Annotated in this window: 28 protein-coding genes; 13 read left to right on the top strand and 15 right to left on the bottom strand. The window is 33.9% G+C overall.

The features are described from left to right. Nucleotides 1–6 precede the first annotated feature (6 nt). Nucleotides 7–1362, bottom strand: a complete 1356-nt coding sequence (dcm, locus tag LBV24_RS11060; RefSeq protein ID WP_224478719.1) for a DNA (cytosine-5-)-methyltransferase — start codon at nt 1360–1362, stop codon at nt 7–9. Between the two features lie 5 nt (nt 1363–1367). Continuing rightward, nucleotides 1368–1643 carry a DUF6471 domain-containing protein gene (locus tag LBV24_RS11055; protein WP_224478718.1) on the bottom strand — a complete coding sequence of 92 codons (276 nt, stop codon included), beginning with the start codon at nt 1641–1643 and terminating at the stop codon, nt 1368–1370. Nucleotides 1644–1864: 221 nt separating this feature from the next. On the opposite strand from LBV24_RS11055, the gene LBV24_RS11050 reads away from it, so the two are divergent. From LBV24_RS11050 to LBV24_RS11010, 9 genes are all read left to right on the top strand, one after another. Further along, on the top strand, nt 1865–2788 hold the full coding sequence (locus LBV24_RS11050) for a hypothetical protein (RefSeq protein WP_224478717.1): 924 nt from the start codon (nt 1865–1867) through the stop codon (nt 2786–2788). A 255-nt stretch (nt 2789–3043) separates the two neighbouring features. After that, nucleotides 3044–3490 carry a hypothetical protein gene (locus LBV24_RS11045; protein WP_224478716.1) on the top strand — a complete coding sequence of 149 codons (447 nt, stop codon included), beginning with the start codon at nt 3044–3046 and terminating at the stop codon, nt 3488–3490. A gap of 46 nt (nt 3491–3536) precedes the next feature. Then, a complete protein-coding gene (locus LBV24_RS11040; RefSeq protein WP_224478715.1) occupies nt 3537–3914 on the top strand; it encodes a DUF2200 domain-containing protein in 378 nt (125 codons plus the stop codon). A 4-nt stretch (nt 3915–3918) separates the two neighbouring features. Further along, nucleotides 3919–4347 (top strand): VOC family protein, encoded by a 429-nt coding sequence (locus tag LBV24_RS11035; RefSeq protein ID WP_224478714.1) that lies wholly within the window; start codon nt 3919–3921, stop codon nt 4345–4347. Nucleotides 4348–4497: 150 nt separating this feature from the next. Next, entirely contained in the window at nt 4498–4893 is a 396-nt protein-coding gene (locus tag LBV24_RS11030; RefSeq protein ID WP_224478713.1) for a hypothetical protein, read from the top strand. Nucleotides 4894–4966: 73 nt separating this feature from the next. Continuing rightward, nucleotides 4967–6118, top strand: a complete 1152-nt coding sequence (locus LBV24_RS11025) for a glycoside hydrolase family 130 protein (RefSeq protein ID WP_224478712.1) — start codon at nt 4967–4969, stop codon at nt 6116–6118. Nucleotides 6119–6166: 48 nt separating this feature from the next. After that, nucleotides 6167–7555, top strand: a complete 1389-nt coding sequence (locus tag LBV24_RS11020; protein ID WP_224478711.1) for an MATE family efflux transporter — start codon at nt 6167–6169, stop codon at nt 7553–7555. Nucleotides 7556–7772: 217 nt separating this feature from the next. Beyond that, complete coding sequence (locus LBV24_RS11015) at nt 7773–8000, top strand: hypothetical protein (protein ID WP_224478710.1); 228 nt, start codon at nt 7773–7775, stop codon at nt 7998–8000. Beyond that, on the top strand, nt 8000–8566 hold the full coding sequence (locus LBV24_RS11010) for a phosphatase PAP2 family protein (protein WP_224478709.1): 567 nt from the start codon (nt 8000–8002) through the stop codon (nt 8564–8566). The genes LBV24_RS11015 and LBV24_RS11010 overlap by 1 nt, the downstream gene beginning before the upstream one ends. Here LBV24_RS11010 and LBV24_RS11005 read toward each other — a convergent pair. The 3 genes from LBV24_RS11005 to LBV24_RS10995 are packed head-to-tail and all read right to left on the bottom strand — an operon-like array spanning nt 8547 to nt 10948. After that, entirely contained in the window at nt 8547–9272 is a 726-nt protein-coding gene (locus tag LBV24_RS11005; RefSeq protein WP_224478708.1) for a glycosyltransferase family 2 protein, read from the bottom strand. The genes LBV24_RS11010 and LBV24_RS11005 overlap by 20 nt on opposite strands. Before the next feature lie 9 nt (nt 9273–9281). Then, nucleotides 9282–10361, bottom strand: a complete 1080-nt coding sequence (meaB, locus tag LBV24_RS11000; protein WP_224478707.1) for a methylmalonyl Co-A mutase-associated GTPase MeaB — start codon at nt 10359–10361, stop codon at nt 9282–9284. A 26-nt stretch (nt 10362–10387) separates the two neighbouring features. Next, entirely contained in the window at nt 10388–10948 is a 561-nt protein-coding gene (locus LBV24_RS10995) for a DUF2911 domain-containing protein (RefSeq protein WP_224478706.1), read from the bottom strand. A gap of 259 nt (nt 10949–11207) precedes the next feature. Between LBV24_RS10995 and LBV24_RS10990 the strand changes: the two genes are divergently transcribed. From LBV24_RS10990 to LBV24_RS10975, 4 genes are all read left to right on the top strand, one after another. Next, nucleotides 11208–11765, top strand: coding sequence for an RNA polymerase sigma factor (locus LBV24_RS10990; protein ID WP_224478769.1), 558 nt, complete (start codon nt 11208–11210; stop codon nt 11763–11765). Continuing rightward, nucleotides 11749–12312: a hypothetical protein gene (locus LBV24_RS10985; protein ID WP_224478705.1), complete on the top strand. Its 564-nt coding sequence runs from the start codon at nt 11749–11751 to the stop codon at nt 12310–12312. Before LBV24_RS10990 ends, LBV24_RS10985 begins: the two co-directional genes overlap by 17 nt. Before the next feature lie 43 nt (nt 12313–12355). Further along, nucleotides 12356–13972, top strand: a complete 1617-nt coding sequence (locus LBV24_RS10980; RefSeq protein WP_224478704.1) for a hypothetical protein — start codon at nt 12356–12358, stop codon at nt 13970–13972. Between the two features lie 96 nt (nt 13973–14068). After that, nucleotides 14069–14752, top strand: a complete 684-nt coding sequence (locus tag LBV24_RS10975) for a peptidoglycan DD-metalloendopeptidase family protein (protein WP_224478703.1) — start codon at nt 14069–14071, stop codon at nt 14750–14752. On the opposite strand, the gene LBV24_RS10970 is transcribed toward LBV24_RS10975, so the two are convergent. From LBV24_RS10970 to LBV24_RS10925, 10 genes are all read right to left on the bottom strand, one after another. Further along, nucleotides 14741–15229: an acyltransferase gene (locus LBV24_RS10970; RefSeq protein WP_224478702.1), complete on the bottom strand. Its 489-nt coding sequence runs from the start codon at nt 15227–15229 to the stop codon at nt 14741–14743. The two genes, LBV24_RS10975 and LBV24_RS10970, sit on opposite strands and share 12 nt — an antisense overlap. Further along, complete coding sequence (locus tag LBV24_RS10965) at nt 15219–15755, bottom strand: acyltransferase (protein WP_224478701.1); 537 nt, start codon at nt 15753–15755, stop codon at nt 15219–15221. Before LBV24_RS10965 ends, LBV24_RS10970 begins: the two co-directional genes overlap by 11 nt. 5 nt (nt 15756–15760) lie before the next feature. Then, nucleotides 15761–16147 carry a GtrA family protein gene (locus tag LBV24_RS10960; RefSeq protein ID WP_224478700.1) on the bottom strand — a complete coding sequence of 129 codons (387 nt, stop codon included), beginning with the start codon at nt 16145–16147 and terminating at the stop codon, nt 15761–15763. Then, nucleotides 16131–17099 carry a glycosyltransferase family 2 protein gene (locus tag LBV24_RS10955; protein ID WP_224478699.1) on the bottom strand — a complete coding sequence of 323 codons (969 nt, stop codon included), beginning with the start codon at nt 17097–17099 and terminating at the stop codon, nt 16131–16133. The genes LBV24_RS10960 and LBV24_RS10955 overlap by 17 nt, the downstream gene beginning before the upstream one ends. Beyond that, a complete protein-coding gene (locus LBV24_RS10950; protein WP_224478698.1) occupies nt 17099–18157 on the bottom strand; it encodes a hypothetical protein in 1059 nt (352 codons plus the stop codon). Before LBV24_RS10950 ends, LBV24_RS10955 begins: the two co-directional genes overlap by 1 nt. Before the next feature lie 167 nt (nt 18158–18324). Continuing rightward, nucleotides 18325–18846, bottom strand: coding sequence for a nuclear transport factor 2 family protein (locus tag LBV24_RS10945; RefSeq protein ID WP_224478697.1), 522 nt, complete (start codon nt 18844–18846; stop codon nt 18325–18327). Nucleotides 18847–18850: 4 nt separating this feature from the next. Continuing rightward, nucleotides 18851–19285 (bottom strand): hypothetical protein, encoded by a 435-nt coding sequence (locus LBV24_RS10940; RefSeq protein WP_224478696.1) that lies wholly within the window; start codon nt 19283–19285, stop codon nt 18851–18853. Nucleotides 19286–19574: 289 nt separating this feature from the next. Further along, a complete protein-coding gene (gene secA, locus LBV24_RS10935) occupies nt 19575–22931 on the bottom strand; it encodes a preprotein translocase subunit SecA (protein WP_224478695.1) in 3357 nt (1118 codons plus the stop codon). A gap of 168 nt (nt 22932–23099) precedes the next feature. Next, the gene (locus LBV24_RS10930; RefSeq protein ID WP_008272287.1) at nt 23100–23321 is read right to left on the bottom strand and encodes a DUF2795 domain-containing protein; all 222 of its coding nucleotides are present in this window, start codon (nt 23319–23321) and stop codon (nt 23100–23102) included. 160 nt (nt 23322–23481) lie between these two features. After that, the gene (locus tag LBV24_RS10925; protein ID WP_224478694.1) at nt 23482–24057 is read right to left on the bottom strand and encodes a cob(I)yrinic acid a,c-diamide adenosyltransferase; all 576 of its coding nucleotides are present in this window, start codon (nt 24055–24057) and stop codon (nt 23482–23484) included. Nucleotides 24058–24123 lie beyond the last annotated feature (66 nt).

The raw sequence follows: 24123 nt of genomic DNA, 5'->3' as shown, positions 1-24123 counted from the left end.
GGTAAATTAATTTACTAAAACCACTTCTTCTTTCTTCTTTAAAATTTCAAGATATTCAGAAGTTAAAAGAATTTCTGCAAGTTTTTTAGAAACGTGTTCAACAACTGGAACAGCAACTGTATTACCTAATAAGTCAAAAGCCTCTGTTTCTTTAACTGAAATTTCGAACCATTCAGGATAACCGAATAAACGTAATCCTTCACGAATTGTCAATCTTCTTAAACCACCATTATCTGGGACAGCTAACCGTGAAACATCGGTTGCAACAAGAGTAGGTGCAATATCATTTGGGTCTAATATTTTATTAATTTCGAAACTCAATTTTCCTGTTACTATATTGTAGCCTTTAGGTTTTGTCTCATCATAAACACGATATTTCTTCTCACCATTTTCAGTTTTTTCTCGTACTAATTTTTTTGGATGTTCAAATCTTAAGTATCCTTTATTAACTAAATCATCCAATATATTTTTAAGTTTTTCATTTTTATGAAATGTTGAGATTTGATCTAAAGTTAACGCCATTCCATCCATCCAATCGATACCAATCTTTTCTGCCCAATGTTTTTTTCTTCTTTCTTTAAATAATTTATTCAACAAAATAATCTGTTCGTCAGATACTTCACCTTTAATACCAATATCCCAACTATGAATATTATTGTCGCCACCTCTTTTATCTTTAATGGACTTACCATATAAATCTTCCATTTCGAAATGCCGAAAAAGTTTTTTTGTGAAATCGGAATCGATTGTTTCTAAACCATTTTCTAAAATAGTTTTCAAAGGTTTAAACTGTTTTGAGTTAACATTTAAATTGGCTTTTTCATCTTTCGTACCTACAATAAAAATTCTTTTGCGAGATTGTGGCAAGCCAAAGTCTATAGAATCTAATACTTTCCAAGAAACATTATAACCTAGTTCATCTTTTAACTTATATATGATAGTGGATAAGGTCCTTCCTATTTTATCATTTTTGTTTTCCAAATCGTGTTTAACAAGCCCTTCAACATTCTCAAGTATAAAACCATATGGATTTTTATCCCTTAAAATTCGTTCAATTTCAAAAAATAATGTTCCTCTTGTTTCGGCAAATCCGTGACGATTTCCAGCTGCACTAAATGCTTGACAAGGAAAACCACCTAATAAAAAATCAAAATCAGGAATTTTTTCGTTTTGAACCTTGAAAATATCGCCAACGAAATAATCGTGATTAAAATTTTTAGATAATGTTTCAACTGCATAAGGCTTGATTTCAGATGTCATTACACATTCTGTTTCAAAACCTAATTCAGCAAATGACTTTTCAAAGCCTAATCTTATTCCACCAAGTCCAGCAAATAAATCTATAAATTTAACTTTTGGCATTTTTATTATTTTTTGAGGTTATAATCTGCTTGTTGTTCAGCAGCGATTGATAATTGATTTTCGTATTCTTCGATTTCTATTTTTTCGCAACCAATTACGGTCAGACATTGTAAAAAGAATGATGCACTAAAGGTACCTCTACTGATTTTACTATCGATACTTGATTTGGTTTCTTCAATTCCGATTTGTTCTAACATATTTGCCAAGTCTGAATTTGAAATTCCTCTTCGAACCAATTCTGACTTCAATAAACGTTTGACTTTGTCATTCCAATCTGACATATTTGTGGATTTGATTTATTGCAAATTTGTACAAATATTTGTGAATATGCAAATAAAAAGGCGAAAATAAAAAAACACATTAACTTACAAAGTGTATAAACAATAGTGGTTTTTGTGCTTGATCAAAGTTAGTTTTTTATCTTTATATTAATTTATAAAACGAAAAGAAAGTGTGTTAATTCCACTACTATTCATTCACAAACACGTTAGCACCAATACTCATGAATCCCGTAGAAGAAAAAGAAAAAAGCATACGTGATTTAGTAAATCATCCTTGGAAACTCCAGAGCTTATTAGGAGATAAACCCAAATGGAATAAGCTTTGCGCTTCAATGGATGTTATTGGCGATGCTCAGATTGCAATCAACTCGTATTTTTCACTACCAAGTTTCAAAGCGGAAAACGGAGGTTATTTATTTCTTTACGGACTTTTACAAGCTTTCTTTTTGCAACAAGATGCTATTAATAATTTATCAGAAGCTTTATTCTCTAAAAAAATAAACTGGAAAAAAGAATATCCAGAAATATTCCAGATAAGAGATATAAGAAATAGTTCTACAGGACATCCAACAAAGAGAGGTAATGATGATTCATTTCACTTCATAGCTCGCTACTCTGTATCAAAAGGACGTTTCCGATTAATGTCACAATATCCTAAAAAAGAAAAATTAGAATTTACTGACATTGATCTGAATCAATTAAGAATTGATCAAGAAAATAGCGTAGTTGAAATATTAAATAATGTTATAGAAACAATGGAAAAAGAATACAATGATCATAAATCTAAGTTTAAAAACAAGAAATTAACAGATCTAGTTCCAGGATCGTTTAGTTATTCTGTAGGCAAAGTTTATGAAGGAGTATATAATCATTATCCTTTGGTGGAAATGAATTTCTCAATAATAAAAGAAACCACTCAAATTATAAAAACAGAGATTATAAATAGATATGGTAAAATTGAAGCTCTTTCAGGATTAAGCGATGTCATTAGAAGGATAGATTATATAATTGAGAAGTTAGAAAAATGGATAGAAAATGATAACCTTCTTAATAATAACGACGCTGAAGTTTTCTTAGATAGTTTTTCCGACAGATTTAAGGAATTAGAAGAGATGCTCTTTGAAATAGATAAGGAATTTGAGTGACTTGTGCTGGTGCTAACAACGGCTATAGTTCATTTCTTGGTTGCCTGTCATTAATTTAAAGTTAGTAGATTTTTTATTTTTCTAATAATAAAACTATTTCTTACCTTCTAGCAATACAATTAGTAACCAATCTCTAACCCAATGAATCGGTTCATCCTACAGTGTGTTATTATCTTTTGCTAACTTAGTTCTAGTCAACGCTACACGGCATACACTGACAAGTTGGCATAAAACTAAATACTATTTCAAAAAGCTATGATAAAACCAGTTATACTCATATTAACGCTTCTACTTTTGGGCTGTAATGGTGCGGATAAAAAAGATCATAGCTCTGCTTCAAATATGGAGCAAAAAAAAATCAATTGCGTAAAGTACATATTTGAAAAAGACAGCATTTTTGGTAATATCAGAAATCACGCTTCTGAAAAAGCGTCATTAAGTGACGCAATTAATAATTACGCAAAGAACCTAAAGTCATTAGATTTTTCTAATTGCCCTGAAGATTTTGAATTAGCATTTCATAAGCATATTGAGGCTTGGCTAGATTTTAGGAAAGTATCAGATAAATATCCATCGCTTCGTGGCGAATTGCATGATATTTTTTCTACCATCGAAAAAAGCAGAGATTCTATAGAATTTAAATCAAGATTGAATGACATTTTGGAAACATGGCATTCAGTAGAACAAAGTGCAAATCGTTAAAGCCTGGTTATAGCGTATTGCGGCAGTAATTATAAAAAGATCAGATATGAAAGTTACAACTGAAAAGGAAGAAAAGGTTGCCAATATGATATTTGCAACCATCTATCCACTTTACTGGAATAGACTAGAGAAAAATGGGAGAACTAGAGAAGAATTCCACAAGGTAATAGAATGGTTCACCGGTTTTGATGAAGAAAAATTACAAGCGCTAATTGATGAGAAAGTTACTTTTAGAACTTTTTTTCAAAAAGCAAAAATACATCCCAATGCACACCTGATTAAAGGCGTTGTTTGTGGTTATCGCATTGAAGAAATAGAAGATGAATTTGAATTGTATAAACAATGTAGACAAATGGAAAAGCTGATTGATGAATTGGCAAGGGGTCGTAAAATGGATAAAATATTAAGGGCTGAAAAAAATTGAAAATATGAACACTACAACATTTTTAACATTCGTAGGCGATCAATGCGGAAAGGCAGAAGAAGCCATAAATTTTTATACCTCAATATTTCCAAATTCAGAAATTAAGAGCATTATAAAGTATGCGGAAGGAGAAGCAGGAGGCACACCTGAACTAATTAAATATGGAATATTCTCATTGAATGGCACTGATTATATGTGTTCTGAAAGTAATTATAATCATAGTTGGTCATTTACACCAGGAGTCTCAATTTTTGTAAGCGACAATTCTGAGAGTTTCATACAAATTCTCTTTGATAAGCTTTCTGCAAATGGTGGCCAGATTATGGTTCCATTAGATGACTACAAAGGAGAAGGAGACTATGGCTTTGGTAAGAAATTTGGATGGTGTGAAGATAAATATGGCATATCGTGGCAATTTGTTGTTACGGAATAGTTGTAGAGGCTTGATAAAAGCTTGTTAAAATAACTAGGGCCAACAGTGGTATGTTTCTTAAAACCATCTCCCAACTATTGGTGAAATTATGAAAAAATGAGCATGAAAAAATTGATAACTATTTATGAAACCAACTTAAAAAAATAGACCATGAAAAAATATGTCATCTTAAAATTAATTGGACTTGCAATACTGACAATGATAACCTTAGTTATTATTTCATTCCTTGAAGTTGCGGTGTATTCTTATCTCATAAACCCAGGACAAGAACAAAGTGTTTATGAAGCACATGCAAATTCTTCTGCACCTTATATTTCAGGTATCTTTGGGTTTATCGTTTTCTTTTTAGTTGTACGATATTGGAAGAAAAAAGAATATCCGAATGTATTGAAATTAGCTATTCTTTTTCCACTCGTTTATGTTCTGTTGGACATTATTATAATAACAGCAGCAGGCGTGAAATGGTCTGACTTCATTTTAATATTTGCTATAGCCAATACAGCAAAATTTCTTGGAAGCTACTTAGGCTATAAATTAACTAAGTGACAGCGGTCCACAATGAAAGAAAAACAATGAAATGCTAACAATGCCTATAATTATTAATTAAAACCTAAACCAAATGAGACTTTTTATATCACTGAGTATTATACTACTTTTAGTTTTAGGATGCCAACCCATGGAATCCTCAAAGGCCTTGCCTTCTGATAAGTCTGATAGTTGGGCATTTCCCTATTTTAAAAAAGTAGACAGTCTAAATCCCATTTTAAAACCTACAGCATCGTTACAGTTTCAAGACCCAATAAGCTTGGAGACCGTGAATTGGGAAGAGCGCAATGTGCTTAACCCAACAGCAGTCGTAAAAAACGATACTGTATTTTTAATGTATAGAGCCCAAGACAAACAAGGCACCTCAAGAATTGGTATGGCCATAAGTACAGATGGTCTCAACTTTACAAAACTACCAGAGCCAGTATTTTACCCAGATAAGGACGCCATGAAAGTCTATGAATGGAATTACAAAAAAGACAGTAGCCAACAAACCAATACAGAAGATTGTTATTTCTGCTACTTTGATGGCGTAGAAGACCCAAGAATTGTACAAAGCGAGGATGGTACTTATTTTATGACTTACACGGCTTACGATGGTAAAACGGCAAGACTGGCTATAGCGTCCTCTAAAGATTTAAAAACCTGGACCAAACATGGCTTGGTTATGAAATCAGATACCTACAAAGATGTTTGGTCTAAAGCCGGAGCAATTGTTGGTGAACTAAAAGGCAACAGCATCGTCGCTAAAAAAATAAACGGAAAGTATTGGATGTATTTTGGTGACACCAATATTTTTATGGCCAGTTCTAATGATCTTATCAATTGGGAAGTAGTAGAAAACGAAGAATACAAAAAACGGATTTCGGTACTCCACCCAAGACCTGGTTATTTTGATAGTAGATTAGTTGAACCAGGACCTTATGCGCTGTATAAAGACAGTGGTATTTTGCTCATCTATAATGCTAGTAATGCCAATAGCAATAATGATGCTGCATTACCAGATTTTACCTATGCCGCCGGGCAAGCCTTATTCGATAAAAACGAGCCATACAAGTTAATTGATAGAACAGACAGTTACTTTATCTATCCAGATAAGGACTATGAAAAGGTAGGTGAGGTTAACGAAGTTTGCTTTGTAGAAGGTCTGGTTTATTTTAAAGACCAATGGTTTTTGTATTACGGTACAGCAGATTCTAAAATTGCGGTTGCTGTCTACCAATAACTTATTTCAATACAATGTTTCCTTAATCAAAACCACTACTTTTGCACGATGGTTTTGAGCAACTATACCAAAGAGTTTAGATATAATCTTAGGCTGGCGTCTCCTGTTATTTTGGGTATGCTTGGCCATACCTTTGTGAGTTTTATAGATAACGTCATGGTAGGGCAACTTGGTGCGGCAGAATTAGCTGCAGTCTCTTTGGGCAATAGCTTTATTTTTATTGCCATGTCCTTGGGTATTGGATTTTCTACGGCTATTACACCTTTGGTAGCAGAGGCAGACTCGGAGAAAAACTTTAGTAAAGGCAAATCCGTGTTTAAGCATGGGTTTTTTCTGTGTACGGTATTAGGTATTATCCTTTTTCTCTTGCTCTTACTGGCCAAACCATTAATGACGGTTATGGACCAACCGGAAGAGGTGGTTGACCTTGCCATTCCGTATTTAGATTTGGTAGCCTTTTCATTGGTGCCTTTAATCGTGTTTCAGGCCTTTAAGCAGTTTAGTGATGGTTTATCGTTAACCAAATACCCAATGTATGCCACTTTGTTAGCCAATGTCCTAAACGTAGCGATTAACTACGTGCTTATCTTCGGTAAGTTTGGGTTTCCACAACTCGGTATTGTTGGTGCTGCAGTTGGTACCTTGGTATCTCGCATTGTTATGCTGTTCTTTTTATGGTGGCTCTTGGCCAAACGTGATAAGTCTAGTAACTATGTTACTAATATTAAGTTCTTTAAGCTTAGCACTCAGCCACTAAAAAAATTGATTAATCTTGGATTGCCTTCTGCCATGCAAATGTTCTTTGAAGTTGCCATTTTTACCGTAGCCATTTGGCTTTCTGGTATTTTGGGTAAGAATGCACAAGCAGCCAATCAAATAGCGCTCAATTTAGCCTCAATGACCTTTATGGTGGCAATGGGACTGAGTGTGGCTTCAATGATACGTGTAGGGAATCAAAAAGGACTTAAAGATTTTGTAAACCTAAGGCGTATTGCTGAGTCTATCTTTTTTGTTGGGACCATTTTTGCTGTAATCTTTGCCTTGTTCTTTGTAGTATTTCATCAATACCTACCACATCTCTATGTGAACCTAGATGATGTTACTGAACTGAGTGATATTAATGAAGTGATTGAAATCGCTTCAACCTTATTATTGGCAGCAGCTGTATTTCAGATAAGTGATAGTTTACAGGTAATTGTATTAGGTGCGTTGAGAGGTTTGCAAGATGTGAAGATTCCAACCTTAATCACCTTTATTGCCTATTGGCTCATTGGTTTTCCTATTAGTTATTTCTTAGGCAAAGAAGATGCTTATGGAAGCCTTGGGATATGGATTGGTCTTTTAGCTGGATTGACTTCCGCTGCAATTTTATTGTATATTAGGTTTCATTATTTAACGAGGAAGCTTATTCTACAATCACAACCTTCACAAGACTAAATTTGTCAATTCGAGTGTATTTCAGCAATACAATGGCTGAAATATGTATCGAGAATACGAATTAGTATTTAGACGTGTTCTCGATACAATTTTTCGGATCTCAAAATCACTCGAACTGACGTTATTAAATTTTAGGATACTATTACCGAGATGATTCCTTACTTTTGTTGCGAATACTATTAATTTAGAATTTTAAGTACTCAAAAACTTATAACTAATGACCTTACCAAAGTTTATATTAGGCGACAATACTGATCATCCTGATGCGATATTTATTATCCATACAGAGTTTCCGAGATTCATCATTAACTTAGAAAATGATGAGGTAGAATGGTTTGAGGAGTTTGATCAGCACGATCAAAAAGAACTAGAGACCGAAACGGAGAATTACATAAAACTAGCTACAGAATTTTACGATAGGGAAGTACAACGTTACGAAGACTAATGATAGACCAGCTATTAGAACTCGATAGAGAACTTTTTTTATACCTCAATAACCTAGGTAGTGAAACTTGGGATGGTCTTTGGCTCATCATCACTAACAAACTCACGTTTATTCCACTGTATGCACTTTTGTTATATTTTATTTATAAAAAGTATGGTTTAAGACCCTTGTTGCTTATGATATTGGTGATTTCTGTGATGATTACATTTACAGACCAGATTACCAATGTATTTAAAGATGGTTTTATGCGAGCTAGACCATGCAGAGCAGATGGCGTTTCAGACCTGGCGCGTTTTGTAGCAGAACGTTGTGGTAAATATGGTTTCTTTTCCGGGCATTCTTCTAACTCCATGGCAGCTGCAGTTTTTGGAGGGCTCATTTTACGTCCATACTTTAAGAATCTTATTTTTATTCTGTTATTCTGGAGTTTTATTGTGGCTTACAGTAGAATTTATGTTGGCGTGCACTATCCGTTAGATATTATCTGTGGTATGACCTTTGGTGCACTTTCAGGCTTTATGTTTTATAAGCTTACCAAATACCTCATTAAGCGCTATCTGAACTAGACTTATCTATTTGATAGTTAATATACTTGCGTTTCATCCAGAGAAAGGCAAAACAGTCTGCTAAAGGACCAAGTAACCGTTTTCCAAATCCATATTTAGAAGTACCTGCTTGTCTTGGAAAATGTCTTACAGGCACTTGTTTTACGCGACCATTTTGTAGTAGTGTCATAGCAGGTAAAAATCGGTGTAAGCCTCTAAACATTGGAATGCGTTTGGCAGTATCAGTCTTAAATACCTTTAGAGGACAACCTGTATCTTCCATACTATCATTAGTGAACAAATGTCGCACACGATTTGCCATCTTAGAGGAAAAGTTTTTTAACCATGTGTCTTTTCTATTGTGGCGCACGCCAGAAACGAGTTCGTATTGATCAATATGCTCCAATAATAGATTAAAATCTTCAGGTGTGGTTTGTAGGTCGGCATCCATATAGCCTACCAAAGGACTTGTTACATAATCAAATCCTGCTTTTAAGGCAGTGCTTAAACCTTTATTGTTTTCAAAAGAAATAAATTCAAAAGCATCATTAACAATGCATATACCTTCAATCTTTGATAAACTGTTATCTGTAGAACCATCGTTTACCAATAGTACTGAAGTTTTAAGAGGTGCGATGTTGATATAATCGCTGAGTTCTTTTTCAAGACGTGCTAAGTTGTCTTCCTCATTAAACACAGGAACTATAATGGTGAACTCAGATTTCATGAGACTATATTAAAGGCTAAGCAAATATTCTGCCGCCACAAAAGGTGTTGTTTTACCAGCTTCAACTAGCGCAAGTTGGTTCTCTAGTTCTTTTTTGATCTTTTCAGAATTATAGAAGTTAGATTTTAGGCGTTCTTCAATAGTCTGAAGCAACCAAAATTTATTCTGGTTATGTCTATTATGTTCAAAGTAGTTATTGGCTTTGGTGGTATTGAGATACTCGGTAATCAACTCCCAAACTTCTGCAATTCCCGTTTGCTTTAAGGCACTACATAGTGATACTTTTGGTGACCAACCTGAGTCCTTTTCGGGATAGAGGTGAAGTGCTCTATTAAATTCTACCTTGGCTGACTTTGCAGCTCTAAGATTATCACCATCTGCTTTATTGATAACAATGGCATCAGCCATTTCAATTATACCGCGTTTAATACCTTGTAATTCGTCACCAGCACCAGCGAGTTTCAACAACAGGAAGAAATCTACCATACTATGCACTGCAGTTTCACTCTGGCCAACACCAACAGTTTCTATCATAATGGTGTCAAAACCTGCTGCTTCACAAAGAATAATGGTTTCACGTGTTTTTCTGGCTACACCACCAAGTGAATTTCCGGAAGGTGAAGGACGTATGAATGCATTTTGGTTTTTTACCAGATCTTCCATTCGGGTTTTATCACCTAAAATACTGCCCTTACTTAATGTACTGCTAGGATCAACCGCTAGGACCGCAATCTTTTTACCCAAGTCCGTCAAATGACTGCCAAAGGCTTCAATAAAGGTGCTTTTACCCACACCAGGAACACCAGTAATGCCAATTCTAACAGATTTATTGGCATAAGGCAGACAAGCTGTAATCACTTCATTTGCCTTTTTATTATGGTTTGGATTGGTGCTTTCTACTAAAGTAATGGCTCTGCTTAATGCTGTGATATCGCCATTGGTAATGCCGTTAACCAAGTCTGTAATCGATGGTTGTTTTTGGCGTTTGGCTTTAATGGATTTTGCAGATACGTCACTGAGAACTTTAGGAGGTTCTATACCATCTTGCTCCTGTAATGCAGATTTGTATTTAGGGTCTTCTTTTGACACAATAGCTTAAAGTTACAACTTTATTGTTAATAGGCTTCAATAGGAATTTCTATCAATGTTGTATCCCAAGCGAAGGTGAGTTTTAGTTTTCCGGTAGTATTATCAAAAGCAATAGTAAACTTCTCAACGGTTTCGTCCAATTCTTTTACATCTGCTTCCAGCTCAATGGCATCGTAGTTTGGGTCCCACATTGGTTCCATTTTTTCATTAACGCCCCATTCGTACTGTCTGGTATTAAACATGATTTTCCAACTGTTTTCCATAGGAACTGTCCATACCGTATATTTCCCTTTCGCTAAACGCATTCCATTAATCCTAAGGTCCATATTGGTTTGAAAGGTTGTTGCTTCATTGGCACCAGTACGCCAAACTTTATTAAAAGGGACTAGAGCACCAAAGATTTCGCGCTCGCGCTTAGAAGGCCTATTATATTCTACTTTAAGATTTAAATCGTTCAACTCAATTTTTGCCGAATCTTTAGGACTCAATCTTGGTGAGAAAATATTTTCAACAAATGCAGAATACAGTAGTAGACCAACTGCAACAATTGCCAAAATTATAAGTAGGCGCTTGAGAAAACTGTTCATTAATAGCATTTTTTTAGAACGTTAAAGATAAATCAAATACATAAATTTATAAGACTCAAACGCTTAATTTTAAGCAAATCTTATAATTTCTTATTTTTTTTGAAATTTTTTGCAACACTTAATTTTTTGTGTCGTCTTTAAGGTGAAATTAGTTTAAAAAAGGAAATTACTGTGAAATGGTAATATCTTAGAAAATATAACTAAAGTTCAACAAATAAAATTCGATTATCGAGTGAAATCAACCAAAAACCAATAAATAATCAGCACGTTTCAGATTCATATTGTTGAAAAATGCAAACAAAATGATAGGCAAGCCCAAATGCAATTGTATAATCAATATTGTAATGGAATGCTAGCAGTAGCACTGCGTTTTGTTGGCGATACAATGGAAGCAGAAGATATTGTACAAGAGGCTTTCATTAGAGCGTTCTCAAAATTAGATCAATATAAAGCTGAAGTGAGTTTTGGAGCCTGGTTAAAACGCATAGTAGTAAACAGGTGCATAGATGTTTTAAAATCGAAACGTCAACGTTTAATAGAGCTAGAAGAAAATCATTTGAACGTTGTTGATGCAGATTATGAAGGCGAGTGGTTAGTAGAAGATGAAATAACCCTTGATGATGTAAAAGAGGCCATAGAACAATTACCAGAAAAGTATAGGTATGTGGTAATGCTTTATCTAATTGAAGGTTACGATCATCAAGAAATTTCGGAGATATTGAATATCTCGGAAGTAGCGTCAAGGACACAGCTCTCGCGAGGTAAACAAAAGTTACAAGTTGTATTAAAAGCAGAAAAAAATGGCACAAGATCTTAGAAAATTATTTAAAGAAGAGGAAGGTAGAAAAGAGGTGAGAATGTCTCAGGGTCATGAAGCAAGATTTCTAGAACGCTTAGATAAAGAACTTCCTGTAGGTAAAAAGTCCAGTCATTTTGGATTCCTAAATATTGCAGCAAGTGTTATTGTATTGTTAGGACTCAGCTATGGTGCTTTTAAATATTTTAACCCTGCTACTATAGACAATCCAGACAATACAGTTGTAACTAATATTAGAACCTTAGGTGATGTATCACCAGATTTAAAGAAGGTAGAAGACTATTATTTAGCAAGTATAAATCTTGAATTATCTAAAGTGCAGCTAACACCAGAAAACAAAGATTTGTTTGATGGTTATGTAGAACGACTTAAGGAGTTGAATGAGGAGTACGATCGATTGACGGATGAATTAAACCAAAACGGTCCAAACGAAGAAACACTCGATGCCTTAATTGCCAATTTAAAATTTAGGCTAAATCTGGTAATGAGACTCAAAGATAAATTGAGTGAATATAATGAGGATGCTTTTAAACAAGAGAGTATATAATCAATTAAATAAATCAAAAAACGAACAGTTAAATTAAAAAATCATGAACACAATTAGAATTTTAATGTTGTGCCTTATAACCAGCTTTGGTTTTGCACAAAACAAATTAAGTAAAACATCGCAGTCTATTAAGGTTAGTAAAGATGTGGTTGTAGATCTTAATACCAACTATGTTGAAATTGAAATTGACACCTGGAACAGAGATATTGTAGAGGTGGAAGCTTATATAGAAAGCAGTGTGCTTTCTGGTGAAGACCTACAGCGAGCATTAGACGCTTGGAATTTAGAGATCAATGGCTCTAACAATAAGGTTGTTATTTCATCTACTGGTGGCAGATCTGTAGGATTATTTGGTGAAGAAGATTATGCTGATCTTTTGAGAGATTTAGAAATTCAATTAGCGGACATCCCAGAAATGCCAGAAATAATGGTATTACCAAATATGCCAGAAATGGGAGAAATGCCGCCATTACCAGAGATGCCTGAAATGCCAGAGTTACCAGAGCTTCCAGAATTACCAAATGCTATTACTACTATTAAGTTTGATTATGACCGTTATCAAAAAGAAGGTGAGAAGTATTTAGAAGAGTGGAGCAAGAAATATGAAGAAGAAGGTGGTAAGGAATTACAAGAGAAAATGGAAAAATGGGCTAAGGAATTTGCTGAATCTGGTTACCAAGAAAAAATGGAGAAATGGGGCGAGGAATACGGAATGCGTTTTGATGGTCAGTGGGCTAAGGAAATTGAGAAATGGGGTGAGAAATTCGGTGAAAAATATGCCAAGGATATGGAGAAATGGGGCGAAGAGTTCGGTGAAAAATTTGGTGAAGAATGGGCAAAAGAAATGGAAGCTTGGGGTGAACGTTTTGGTAGAGAAATGGAACGTAAAGCACAACAAGTTGAGCGTAACGCTGAACGACAATCAAGAATGGCAGAACGTGAGGCTAGATTAGCAGAGCGACATGCTGAGCGATCTGCTCAGATGGCAGAGCGTCAAGCAGAAATGGAAGCGCGTAGAAAAGAAATGCATGAAAAGCGTGAAACAATATTTGCTAGAAGTATAGAAGGTGGGAATAATAGCAAAGTGAAAAAGGTGATTAAAATAAAAATCCCTAAAAAGGCTAAGCTAAAAACTAATATTAGACATGGTGAATTAAAATTATCATCTGTAATTCATAATATGAGCGGTGATATTTCTCATTCATTTTTAGTAGCAGATAACATTGATGGAGGTGATACCTTCATCAATGTTTCTTACTCACCTGTGGTAATTAACAATTGGAATTTAGGAACATTGAACCTAAACTTTGTTGATAAGGCACAGATTAAAAGTGTAAATGACCTGGTTTTAAATGCTAAATCTTCTAATATCAATATTGATAAGCTGACCAATACAGGTATTATTGATGGTAGTTTTGGTGATTTAACCATATCTCAATTAACAGAATCGTTTAACAACCTTAATTTGGTGTTAGAGAATAGCGATGCTTATGTGAATTTGCCAAATGCTACAGATTACAGTCTATATTTTAAGGGTAATCGTTCTAAATACAATAATCAGCCAACAAACCAGAAGACCATAAGAAATTATCCAGATGGTGGTAGTACAGACAAAACCATTATTGTAAATGCTAAGTATAGCAATGTTATTATAGATTAAGCCCCTTTTAGTCTATTAAGATCAAGGGGTTTATTCTATCTTTTTTTTGAAGCTTTCCATAAAATAGATGCTTATTTTTATGGAAATTTTGTTTTTATGGCCCTTGATGATTTTCAATCTTTATTAAAAACGCTACAACCTCATTCTTTACTTCCTTCGTACATTAAAAAGGATGATTACGTGCCATTAAATCTTTCTGTTGACAACGTGGATTTAAAAACTGTTGATGTCGGTTCTGTTGATCAATTAAAGGAATATGTATGGCATGTCATTAAGAGCAATAATGGAAAAGTTGCTTTTGGTGGCTATTTAGAAAAGCGAGGCATATATCAGAGAAGCGATTATTTTAATCAGGCGGATCCTGATACAGAACGCAATATCCACTTAGGATTAGACCTTTGGATTGAAGCTGGTACGACGATTTATGCACCTTTAGAAGGAACAGTTCATAGTTTTAAAAATAATGTCAATTTCGGTGATTATGGACCATGCATAATCTTGAAACATCATGTCTCTGGTTTTGAGTTTTACACACTTTATGGTCATTTAAGTTTAGAATCTCTACAAGATAAAAGAATAGGTGATAAGGTCGAAAAAGGGCAACAGATTGCAACTTTAGGTACTGCTGACGTTAATGGTACATATCCACCTCATTTGCATTTTCAGATAATTAAGGACATTGAAAATTATGAAGGCGACTATCCTGGTGTGAGTAACAAAATAGATTTAGAGTATTTTAAAACTAATTGTCCTGATCCAAGACATTTATTAGATTTTTGAGTCTTTGACATAGTCAATAATTTTTGCAGGATTACCACCAACAATTGCCTTTTCAGGTATGTCCTTAGTAACCACAGAACCTGCTCCAATAACTGCTCCATTACCTATATTTACAGGTTTAATTATTAGGCTATTCATGCCAATAAAAACATTGTCACCAATTGTAATATCTCCAGTAGAGTATTCAGTAACACCATTACTAGATAAGATAGGGAAGTGATTAATGATTTTTGTTCCGGTAGTGATAGTTACATTTTCACCAATAAAAGTATTTGTACCTTTTAAGTTATCAAATAAAACATCTGTTCCAATAAAAACGGACTTTCTATTTTTAAAAGTGATGCCACAAGATTTTAGAATACGTGTTCTTAAAGACGGAGGAATGAAAAACTTCATGGATATGTGTAAAAACATAAACCTAAATCCTTTCCTTATGAAGGATAATGAAAACTTATTCCATGTTGCCTTATGCGTCATTTAAATTTCTGTATTTAATGTGTTTTGCAGGAACACCAGCAACAATACTGTTGGGTTCTACATCTTTAGTAACTATGGAGCCAGATCCGATAATGGCGCCATTACCGATGGTATTAACAGAACTGGTGATCACCACATTGTTACAAATCCAAACTTCATCACCTATTACGAGTGGAGAACTGCTTGTAACATTATCAAATATACTCATGTTGTCATACTCATGTTTGTGAGTTTGTATGGTTACATTGTCTGACACTGTTACTTTTTTACCAAAAGTAATACCTCCGGAATAGTCCACTTCAATATTTCTTGAAAATGTACATGGACCATTAAATTTTACACTAGCATTGGTATTTGGCTTGTCAAAATTTGTAATGACTACATTGTTTGTCACTTCAATTTCAAACGTTTTAAAACGCAAATAAAAGTAAAGTCTCTTGATCCAATTTATTATTGGAAAAGTAAATACCAAGGATGTAAAAAATCGTTGTAAAACATAATCTATTTTATAAAGGAATTTTTTCATGGTATTTAAGCCTTAAACACAATAAATTTTGAAACTATAAATCTAATTGGGAATAACAAACCAATTGTTAAAACAGTTGCAACTAAATAATTTAATTTTAAATATACACCAATATTAAATAACAAATTAGCCATTAAATAAAAGGCAAAAATAGAAATGAAAAACTTTACGAGTTTAGCATTGGTGTGATCAGTTCTAAACAATACTTTGAGTTGCAAAAAATATAGTAGTAAATAGGAGAGACCATAAATGACCATGAAAGCAATGGATTCATTGACGTTTAAAATGTCTACTAATAAGTATAGTCCAGAAAAAACAAAAGTGTAGCCAATAAGACTTATGAATATGTATCTAATAAGTTGCCCTTTGGTTTTCTTATTGATCTTTTTCAAAATATTGCTTTTTTTGGTAATACAGAATCTTCTCTTGATTTTTTCTTATTCTGCCAAGCATATCAGCCATTAGAGCATAAACTGCCAATAATAGAGACATTCCTACTAATGCCAATCCAAAGATCCCAATACTTTTATAAGGTGTAATACTGCCGTTTTGTATCCAGTGAACAAGTACAAATCCACCAAATAAAAGACCAATTATAAATATGACCAATGCTATAGAACTAAAAAATTGTAAAGGCTTATAGTCCTTTAGGCATTTAAAGATTATAGATGAAGTTTTGAATGCATATTTGGTTAGACTATTAGCTACACGTGATATGCGTCCATCAAAATAAATAACATTTACAGGTATTTGAGCAACACGATATCCTTTGTTAGCCAAATCTAAAATAGTTTCGTGTGTATATGTAAAACTTCCATCTAAGTTCAAGTTAAGCAAACAATCTTTGGAGTAGGCTCTAAAACCACAAGAGGCGTCTTTTATTTTGTTTCTGCTAACAAAGCTTACAATCTTACTTATCCGCTTGTTTCCCCAAAATTTAATTTTAGGCATACCAGCAGGTCTACCATTATTAAATCTGTTACCAATTGAAAAATCAGCTTCGTTTTTTAAAATGGGTGAAATCATTCCTTCAATTTGTAATACATCAAATTGACCATCTGCATCAATACTTACCAATATGTCTGCTCCTTGTTTTAATGTGTAATCTACAGCAGTATGAAATGCACTGCCAACACCCTTGTTGTAATTATGACTAATGACTGTTGCACCTGCCTTAGAAGCCTCAGATGCTGTATTGTCAGAGCTACCATCATTAATAACGAGCATCTCAATTTCCGAAACTGAATTTAAGCGTTTTGGTATGGACTTTAATACATCGTGAATTGTTAACCCTTCATTCAGGGCAGGCATGTATATTATAACTTTAGCACTGTTCATTGACATTAAAGATATCTGTTTAGGATTAAATAGTCTAGTCTAAATTCATTAATTACATAAATAATGCAAAGAGAATAAACAGCAATTAGTATCCACTTGTCAGGTATCTTAAGTTTGGATGCTAAATAGTAGTAACCCAGTAAGAATCCAGGTAATAATATTAACCAATATCTGCTGAATCCAGTACCTGCAAATATTAAACCGAGCATAGTCAATACAATTGAAATAACAAGTATTTTTGACCCAAGAGGAAGTTTTCTGCTTAAGTAACCTGCTAAGAAAGCAATTATTAACCCTACGCTCAAAATATAATTTCTAAATCCATCAATTGGTACAAATAGTGATGCGAAAGCAGGTATACCATTAACTTTATTGACCTCATCGTGTTTAATTATGCCTAACCCTGCTTTGATATTGTACATTAGGGGATTTTCTGCCTTAAATCTGCTGAAATAACTAATCTCAGAAAGGTTATTCTGCTCAATATTATTTACATATTTTAACCATAACAAAACTGGTAATGCAATTATGACTGAGTATTTAAGTAATTTAAGAATCTTCTTTTTTGAAAGATTTAAATAATACCTATAGCAATTATATAAAATGATTACTCCAAGTATAGCATACAAGTATCTGGTTAAAACTAATATTACAAAAAGCAAAAGCATTTTAATGAAATGACTAGTCTTAACTTTTGCCGAAGCGTAATATATGAAGCCCCAAAAACTAAACATTAAAATACCTTCCGGATAAAGTCGACCAAAAAAAGTAATGCCTATAGGATTAACTGCCGCTAATGCAACAATTGCCAAAACAATGCTTTTCTTTAAATTTAGATTTAGCAAGAATAGATATAAGTATCTAAACCCTAAAACTGCTAAAAAAATATGTAAAAGTTTATGAAGTGTAAGTCCAATAATTGGATTAACCGTAGTCTTAAAAAAAGCAAGGACAAATGGAATAATTGGTGTAACTGTAGATGGATAATCTTTAAGGTAGTATTTGCCTAATAAAATGTTTGATGCTATTTTATTATAAGTAGTTTCATCTGCAATTAGAGGCATAATCAGTGATCTAAGTGAAGAAATGAAACTTAGTAAAATAATAATTGTAAAAAGCTTATGCTTTTTAATTAAGGAAATTACTTTCACTATTAATTTTTGCAATTAAAGTCTTGTTTTGGTTAAGATTTAAGTTGATTGAAAGATAGCAAATTAACCAAGCAATTTAATTACTGTTTAACAAAGTTATTAAAATCATCTATTGCAGATGCTTTTAAATAATTGTCCTTATTAATGGTGTTGCCCTCGCTAGAATCATAGTCCATGGTTATCAGCCATTTATCATTTATTTTTTTAAATATTACGTGAAACTGTCCATAATAATTCTGCTCACTTGATTGCCCCTTATTAACCGTTAATTGATATACACCACGTTCGCTTGCCGTTTCATTAGTATTTATTCGTTCAAAAAATCTAAGGCTAATATTATAGGTAATGCCTGATTCTTTATTCTGTTGAAATCTAGCTTTGTAGTTATTAATGTAAGTTTCATAATTTAATATGTTTCGTCCACCTGAAATTCTAACAAGATCTTTAGAATGAATTTCAGCCATCAATGAATGGTCAAGATTTTCAAATGCTTTATAGAATTTATCCCAGGTTTGGTTTATGGCTATTAAATTGTCTTTGGATTGGGAATTTACAACGGCACTAAATGACAATAATAGTATTATAAGACTAATATTTTTCATTGCTCTATTCTTCAGTTGTTATTTTTTTCATTCCAAGCTGTCTACCTACTAAAAAACCAACAATTACAAATACTCCGTCAGAAAGTGTGAACCACAATTCTTTAGGGAGCATGACAATATTAAAAAAAGTAGCGGCGAGCATTAGACCTCCTACAATATAGCTTGGTACCATAGATTTTTTAGATATCATTGCTGCAACCAACATACCGACTACGATTCCTGCAAAATGAGCAATTACAACAAATATTTTTGAACCCATAGGAATTTGGTCCATGTTGTTTTTAATCCACTCCATATCCATTGGGTTTGAACCTTCCGGTAAAGGGAATAGATTGTGGCCGATTAATGATTCGAATATATAAACTGTGACAGAGGCAACAATAAAGCCAATAATGGTAGCTAATACATTTTTCATGATTATTTGTTTAGTTAGTGCCATTAAGGTAATAAAAAAATGATAATCGGTTGATAATTTGGTATTAACCATTTAATAGAAAGGTCTGAAATTGTGACTTTTATGAAATATCTGTGTCTTATTAGTAAAGGATATAAATAATTATTCTCGATTAATGAAACATAAAGTAAATCCTTAAATGCGGATCACTAAAAAGAAACATTAGTCCCACTAACAAAATATTAAAGGCGAGTGGTCTTTACCAAAAAATCCTGATGTTACTCATCAGGATTTTTTAGTTTTTATATTATAAATTGGTAATAGTGTCTGATAATTAGTCATTTACCAATACCCATTCACCTTTATCAATTAGAGGTATGGCTTGCTTGTACTTAACCACTTTACTTTCACCACTCATCACGTGTTTAATTGTAACTCTATCATTACGTCCAATCTTCGGTTGTTCTCTAACTATGGTCTCAACTACCTGTTGCTGGCGAGATGCGCCTGCTCCAGTCGCTCTACTTTGTGCGGCGCGTTCATCCATATTCGGAATTTCTTCCTTCTGTGTTTCAAGTTTTTCTTGCTTACGTTTTTTAGCTTCTTGAATTGTATCAGCAGTTTCTTGTGGAATTTCACCTTTAAATAAGAATGAAATTACATCTTTATTCACCTGGTCAATCATGCTCTTAAAAAGCTCAAATGCTTCAAATTTGTATATTAACAAAGGATCTTTTTGCTCATGTACCGCTAATTGTACGGACTGTTTTAACTCGTCCATTTTACGCAAATGTGTTTTCCATGCATCATCTACAATAGCTAAAGTGATATTCTTCTCAAAGTCATTTATTAATTGCTTTCCTTTAGATTCGTACGCCTTCTCTAAATCAGTAACAACCTGTAAATTTTTTACACCATCCGTAAATGGTACTACGATACGTTTAAATCTATCTCTTTGAGTATTGTAAACATTCTCGATTACAGGATATGCTAAATCTGCTGCACGTTGCATTTTATCGCGGTAGTGCTGAAATGCATCTTTGTAGATTATACCTGAAATCTCTTGAGCACTCATTTTTGCAAATTCCTCCTGACTTATTGGTGAAGCCATGGAGAAATAACGTATTAGCTCAAACTCGAAGTTTTTGTAATCGTTAGCTTCTTTATTTGCAAATGTAATGCCTTCTGAAGTATCAAAAATCATATTAGCTAAATCAACACGAAGACGCTCTCCATGCAATGCATGACGACGACGTTTATAGACAACCTCACGTTGCGCATTCATTACGTCATCATATTCAAGAAGTCGTTTTCTAACTCCAAAGTTGTTCTCTTCAACTTTTTTCTGAGCACGTTCTATTGATTTTGAAATCATGGAATGCTGAATTACTTCACCTTCCTTTAATCCCATTCTATCCATCATTTTAGCAATACGGTCACTACCAAATAGACGCATTAGATTATCTTCTAAGGAAACATAAAATTGAGAACTACCCGGATCTCCTTGTCGTCCAGAACGACCCCTAAGCTGTCTATCCACACGACGAGAATCATGTCGCTCTGTACCAACTATGGCAAGACCCCCAGCTTCTTTTACCTCATCACTCAGTTTAATATCGGTACCACGACCAGCCATATTAGTTGCAATAGTAACTTGACCTGGTTTACCAGCTTCTGCCACAATATCAGCTTCCTTCTTATGGAGTTTTGCATTAAGTACATTGTGAGGTACTTTTCTTATGCTCAACATTTTTCCTAATAGCTCCGAAATCTCAACATTAGTAGTACCAATTAATACTGGTCTACCTGCTTGAGAGAGGGCAGTTACTTCCTCAATTACTGCATTGTATTTTTCACGCTTAGTTTTATATACTAAATCATCCTTATCATCTCTTGCAATTGGTCTATTAGTAGGAATTTCAACCACATCAAGCTTGTAGATTTCCCAGAACTCACCTGCTTCAGTTACTGCAGTACCAGTCATACCAGACAGTTTACGGTACATTCTAAAGTAATTTTGAAGGGTTACTGTTGCAAAAGTCTGTGTCGCGGCTTCAATCTTTACATTTTCTTTAGCTTCAATGGCTTGGTGTAATCCATCAGAATAACGACGACCGTCCATAATACGTCCCGTTTGCTCATCGACAATCATTACTTTATTGTCCATTACAACATACTGGATGTCTTTCTCAAATAGTGCGTATGCTTTTAATAGCTGATTTAAAGTATGAATACGTTCTGACTTGATACCAAAATCTCTGAATAAGTCCTCTTTAAGACTTGCTTCTTCTTCAGACGATAGGCCTTGATTTTCAATTTTAGCAATTTCAGTTCCCATTTCTGGCATTACAAAGAAATTTGGATCATCCTCACCGGAAAGAAAATCTACACCTTTATCCGTAAGCTCTACTTGATTGTTTTTCTCATCGATTACATAATAGAGTTCTGCATCTACCTTAGGCATTTCCCTATTGTTATCTTGCATGTAGAAGTTTTCAGTTTTTTGAAGTAATTGCTTAATTCCTTCCTCACTTAAGAATTTAATTAAAGCTTTATTCTTTGGTATACCTCTATAAACTCTTAACAATTGAAAACCACCTTCTTTGGTATCACCTTCAGCAATTAATTTTTTAGCTTCTGCTAAAACACCAACTAAATACTTGCGTTGAACTTCTTCAATTTGCTGCACCTTTGGTTTTAACTGATCAAATTCATGCTCATCGCCTTTAGGTACTGGACCAGAAATAATCAATGGCGTTCTTGCATCATCAATTAATACAGAATCTACCTCATCTACAATTGCAAAGTGATGCGGTCTTTGTACCAAATCTTCTGGTGAGTGAGCCATATTATCACGTAGGTAATCAAAGCCAAACTCGTTGTTGGTACCATATGTAATATCAGCATTGTATGCTTTACGTCTCGCATCTGAATTTGGTTTATGATAGTCTATACAATCTACCGATAAACCATGGAATTCAAATATTGGTGCCATCCAAGCACTATCACGTTTTGCTAAGTAGTCGTTAACTGTTACCAGGTGAACGCCTTTACCTGCAAGAGCATTTAGATAAACGGGTAATGTTGCAACAAGTGTTTTACCTTCACCTGTTTGCATTTCTGCAATTTTTCCTTGGTGCATTGCAATACCACCAATTAACTGAACATCATAATGAACCATGTCCCATATAATCGGCTTCCCTGCGGCATCCCATGAATTGGCCCATATAGCTTGGTCACCATCAAGAGTTACATAGTCTTTTTCTCCAGACACTTCTCTGTCAAATGCATTCGCAGTTACTGGAATTTCAGTATTGCTCACAAAACGTTTTGCTGTTTCCTTTACTACTGCAAAAGCTTCAGGTAATATATCGTTTAATACATCTTCTGTTACTTCGTATATGTCATCTTCTATCTTGTCTGCTGCTAGATATAAATCCTCACGCTCATCGATATCCTCTGTTTCTTCTGCTTTAGATAACAGTTCATCTTTCTTTTCTTGAAGTGGTTTTCTGGCTTCAGCAATTTTATCTTTAAACTCCTTCGTTTTAGATCTCAATTCGTCGTGAGATAATGCCTCTAGTGCAGATTCAAATGTTTTAACCTTCTCTACAATTGGTGTAATAGCACTAACGTCTTGTTTGGATTTATCTCCTACAAAAACCTTTAATACTTTATCTAGTATACCCATGTCTATATATGTTGTAAAAGATTGATTGGTGTCAATCTTTATTTTTTTATGTCAATAAATTTATGGTCTCAAGGACCCTTGTGCGATTCTTATTTAAGAGAAACCGAAAATAAAAAAAGTCTCTCAGTTATATTAACGCAAGAGACTTTTTTATAATAATATTATATGTTAATATTCATCCTCATTCCAGAGGTAATCTTCATCAGTTGGATAGTCTGGCCAAATTTCTTCAATTGAATCGTATGAATCACCTTCATCTTCAATCGCTTGTAAATTTTCAACAACCTCTAGAGGTGCACCTGTTCGGATGGCATAATCTATAAGTTCGTCTTTAGTTGCTGGCCAAGGCGCATCACTTAAATATGATGCTAATTCTAATGTCCAATACATTTGCGTACGTGTTTAATTTTTTGCAAAAATAATTTTTTAGCTGAATAATTCAAGAAAAAACTAAATTAATTAATCATTAATAGAAAGAACGTGTAATTTTCAACCGTTTTCAACTTATATATTGCATTATATAAGTCTAATGACTGAATTCAATTTTTACTCAAGATTCTTTTTTGGGAATCCATTTTATTTCTTCAGCCTGCAAATCAAATGACAACTTCCGTGCCAACACAAAAAGGTAGTCAGAAAGCCGATTAATGTACATTAAAGTTTCAGGTTGAAAAGGTTTTAATTCATTGAGATGAGAGGCTAAGCGTTCTGCTCGACGACACACTGTACGTGCTATGTGACAGAATGACACGGTTTGATGACCACCAGGTAAAACAAAATGAGTCATCGGTGGCAGACTGGCTTCCATTGTGTCCATTTCTTTTTCTAAAGCTTCAATATCTTCATTTGATATTTTTGGAATATTTAAGCGAGCCTTACCATTTTTCAGTGTAGCTTTTTCGGGATCAGTAGCTAATATTGCTCCAACAGTAAATAATAGGTCTTGAATTTTCATCAAAACATTCTTGTAGTGTTGATTAATATCTTGATCACGTACTAGACCAATGTGCGAATTTAATTCGTCAATTGTGCCGTAACTTTCTATTCTTAAGTGGTGCTTCGGCACACGTGTACCCCCAAAAAGTGCGGTAGTACCTTTATCACCTGTTTTTGTATATACTTTCATAAATGTAAAGATAAGGCTAATACTCAAATTCTTAAAAAAGACTGAGATAGCATTGTCTGTAAATTC

This window comes from Winogradskyella vincentii, from assembly GCF_020166345.1.
Classification (GTDB): Bacteria; Bacteroidota; Bacteroidia; order Flavobacteriales; family Flavobacteriaceae; genus Winogradskyella; species Winogradskyella vincentii.
This window is presented reverse-complemented; position numbering and strand designations above follow the sequence as displayed.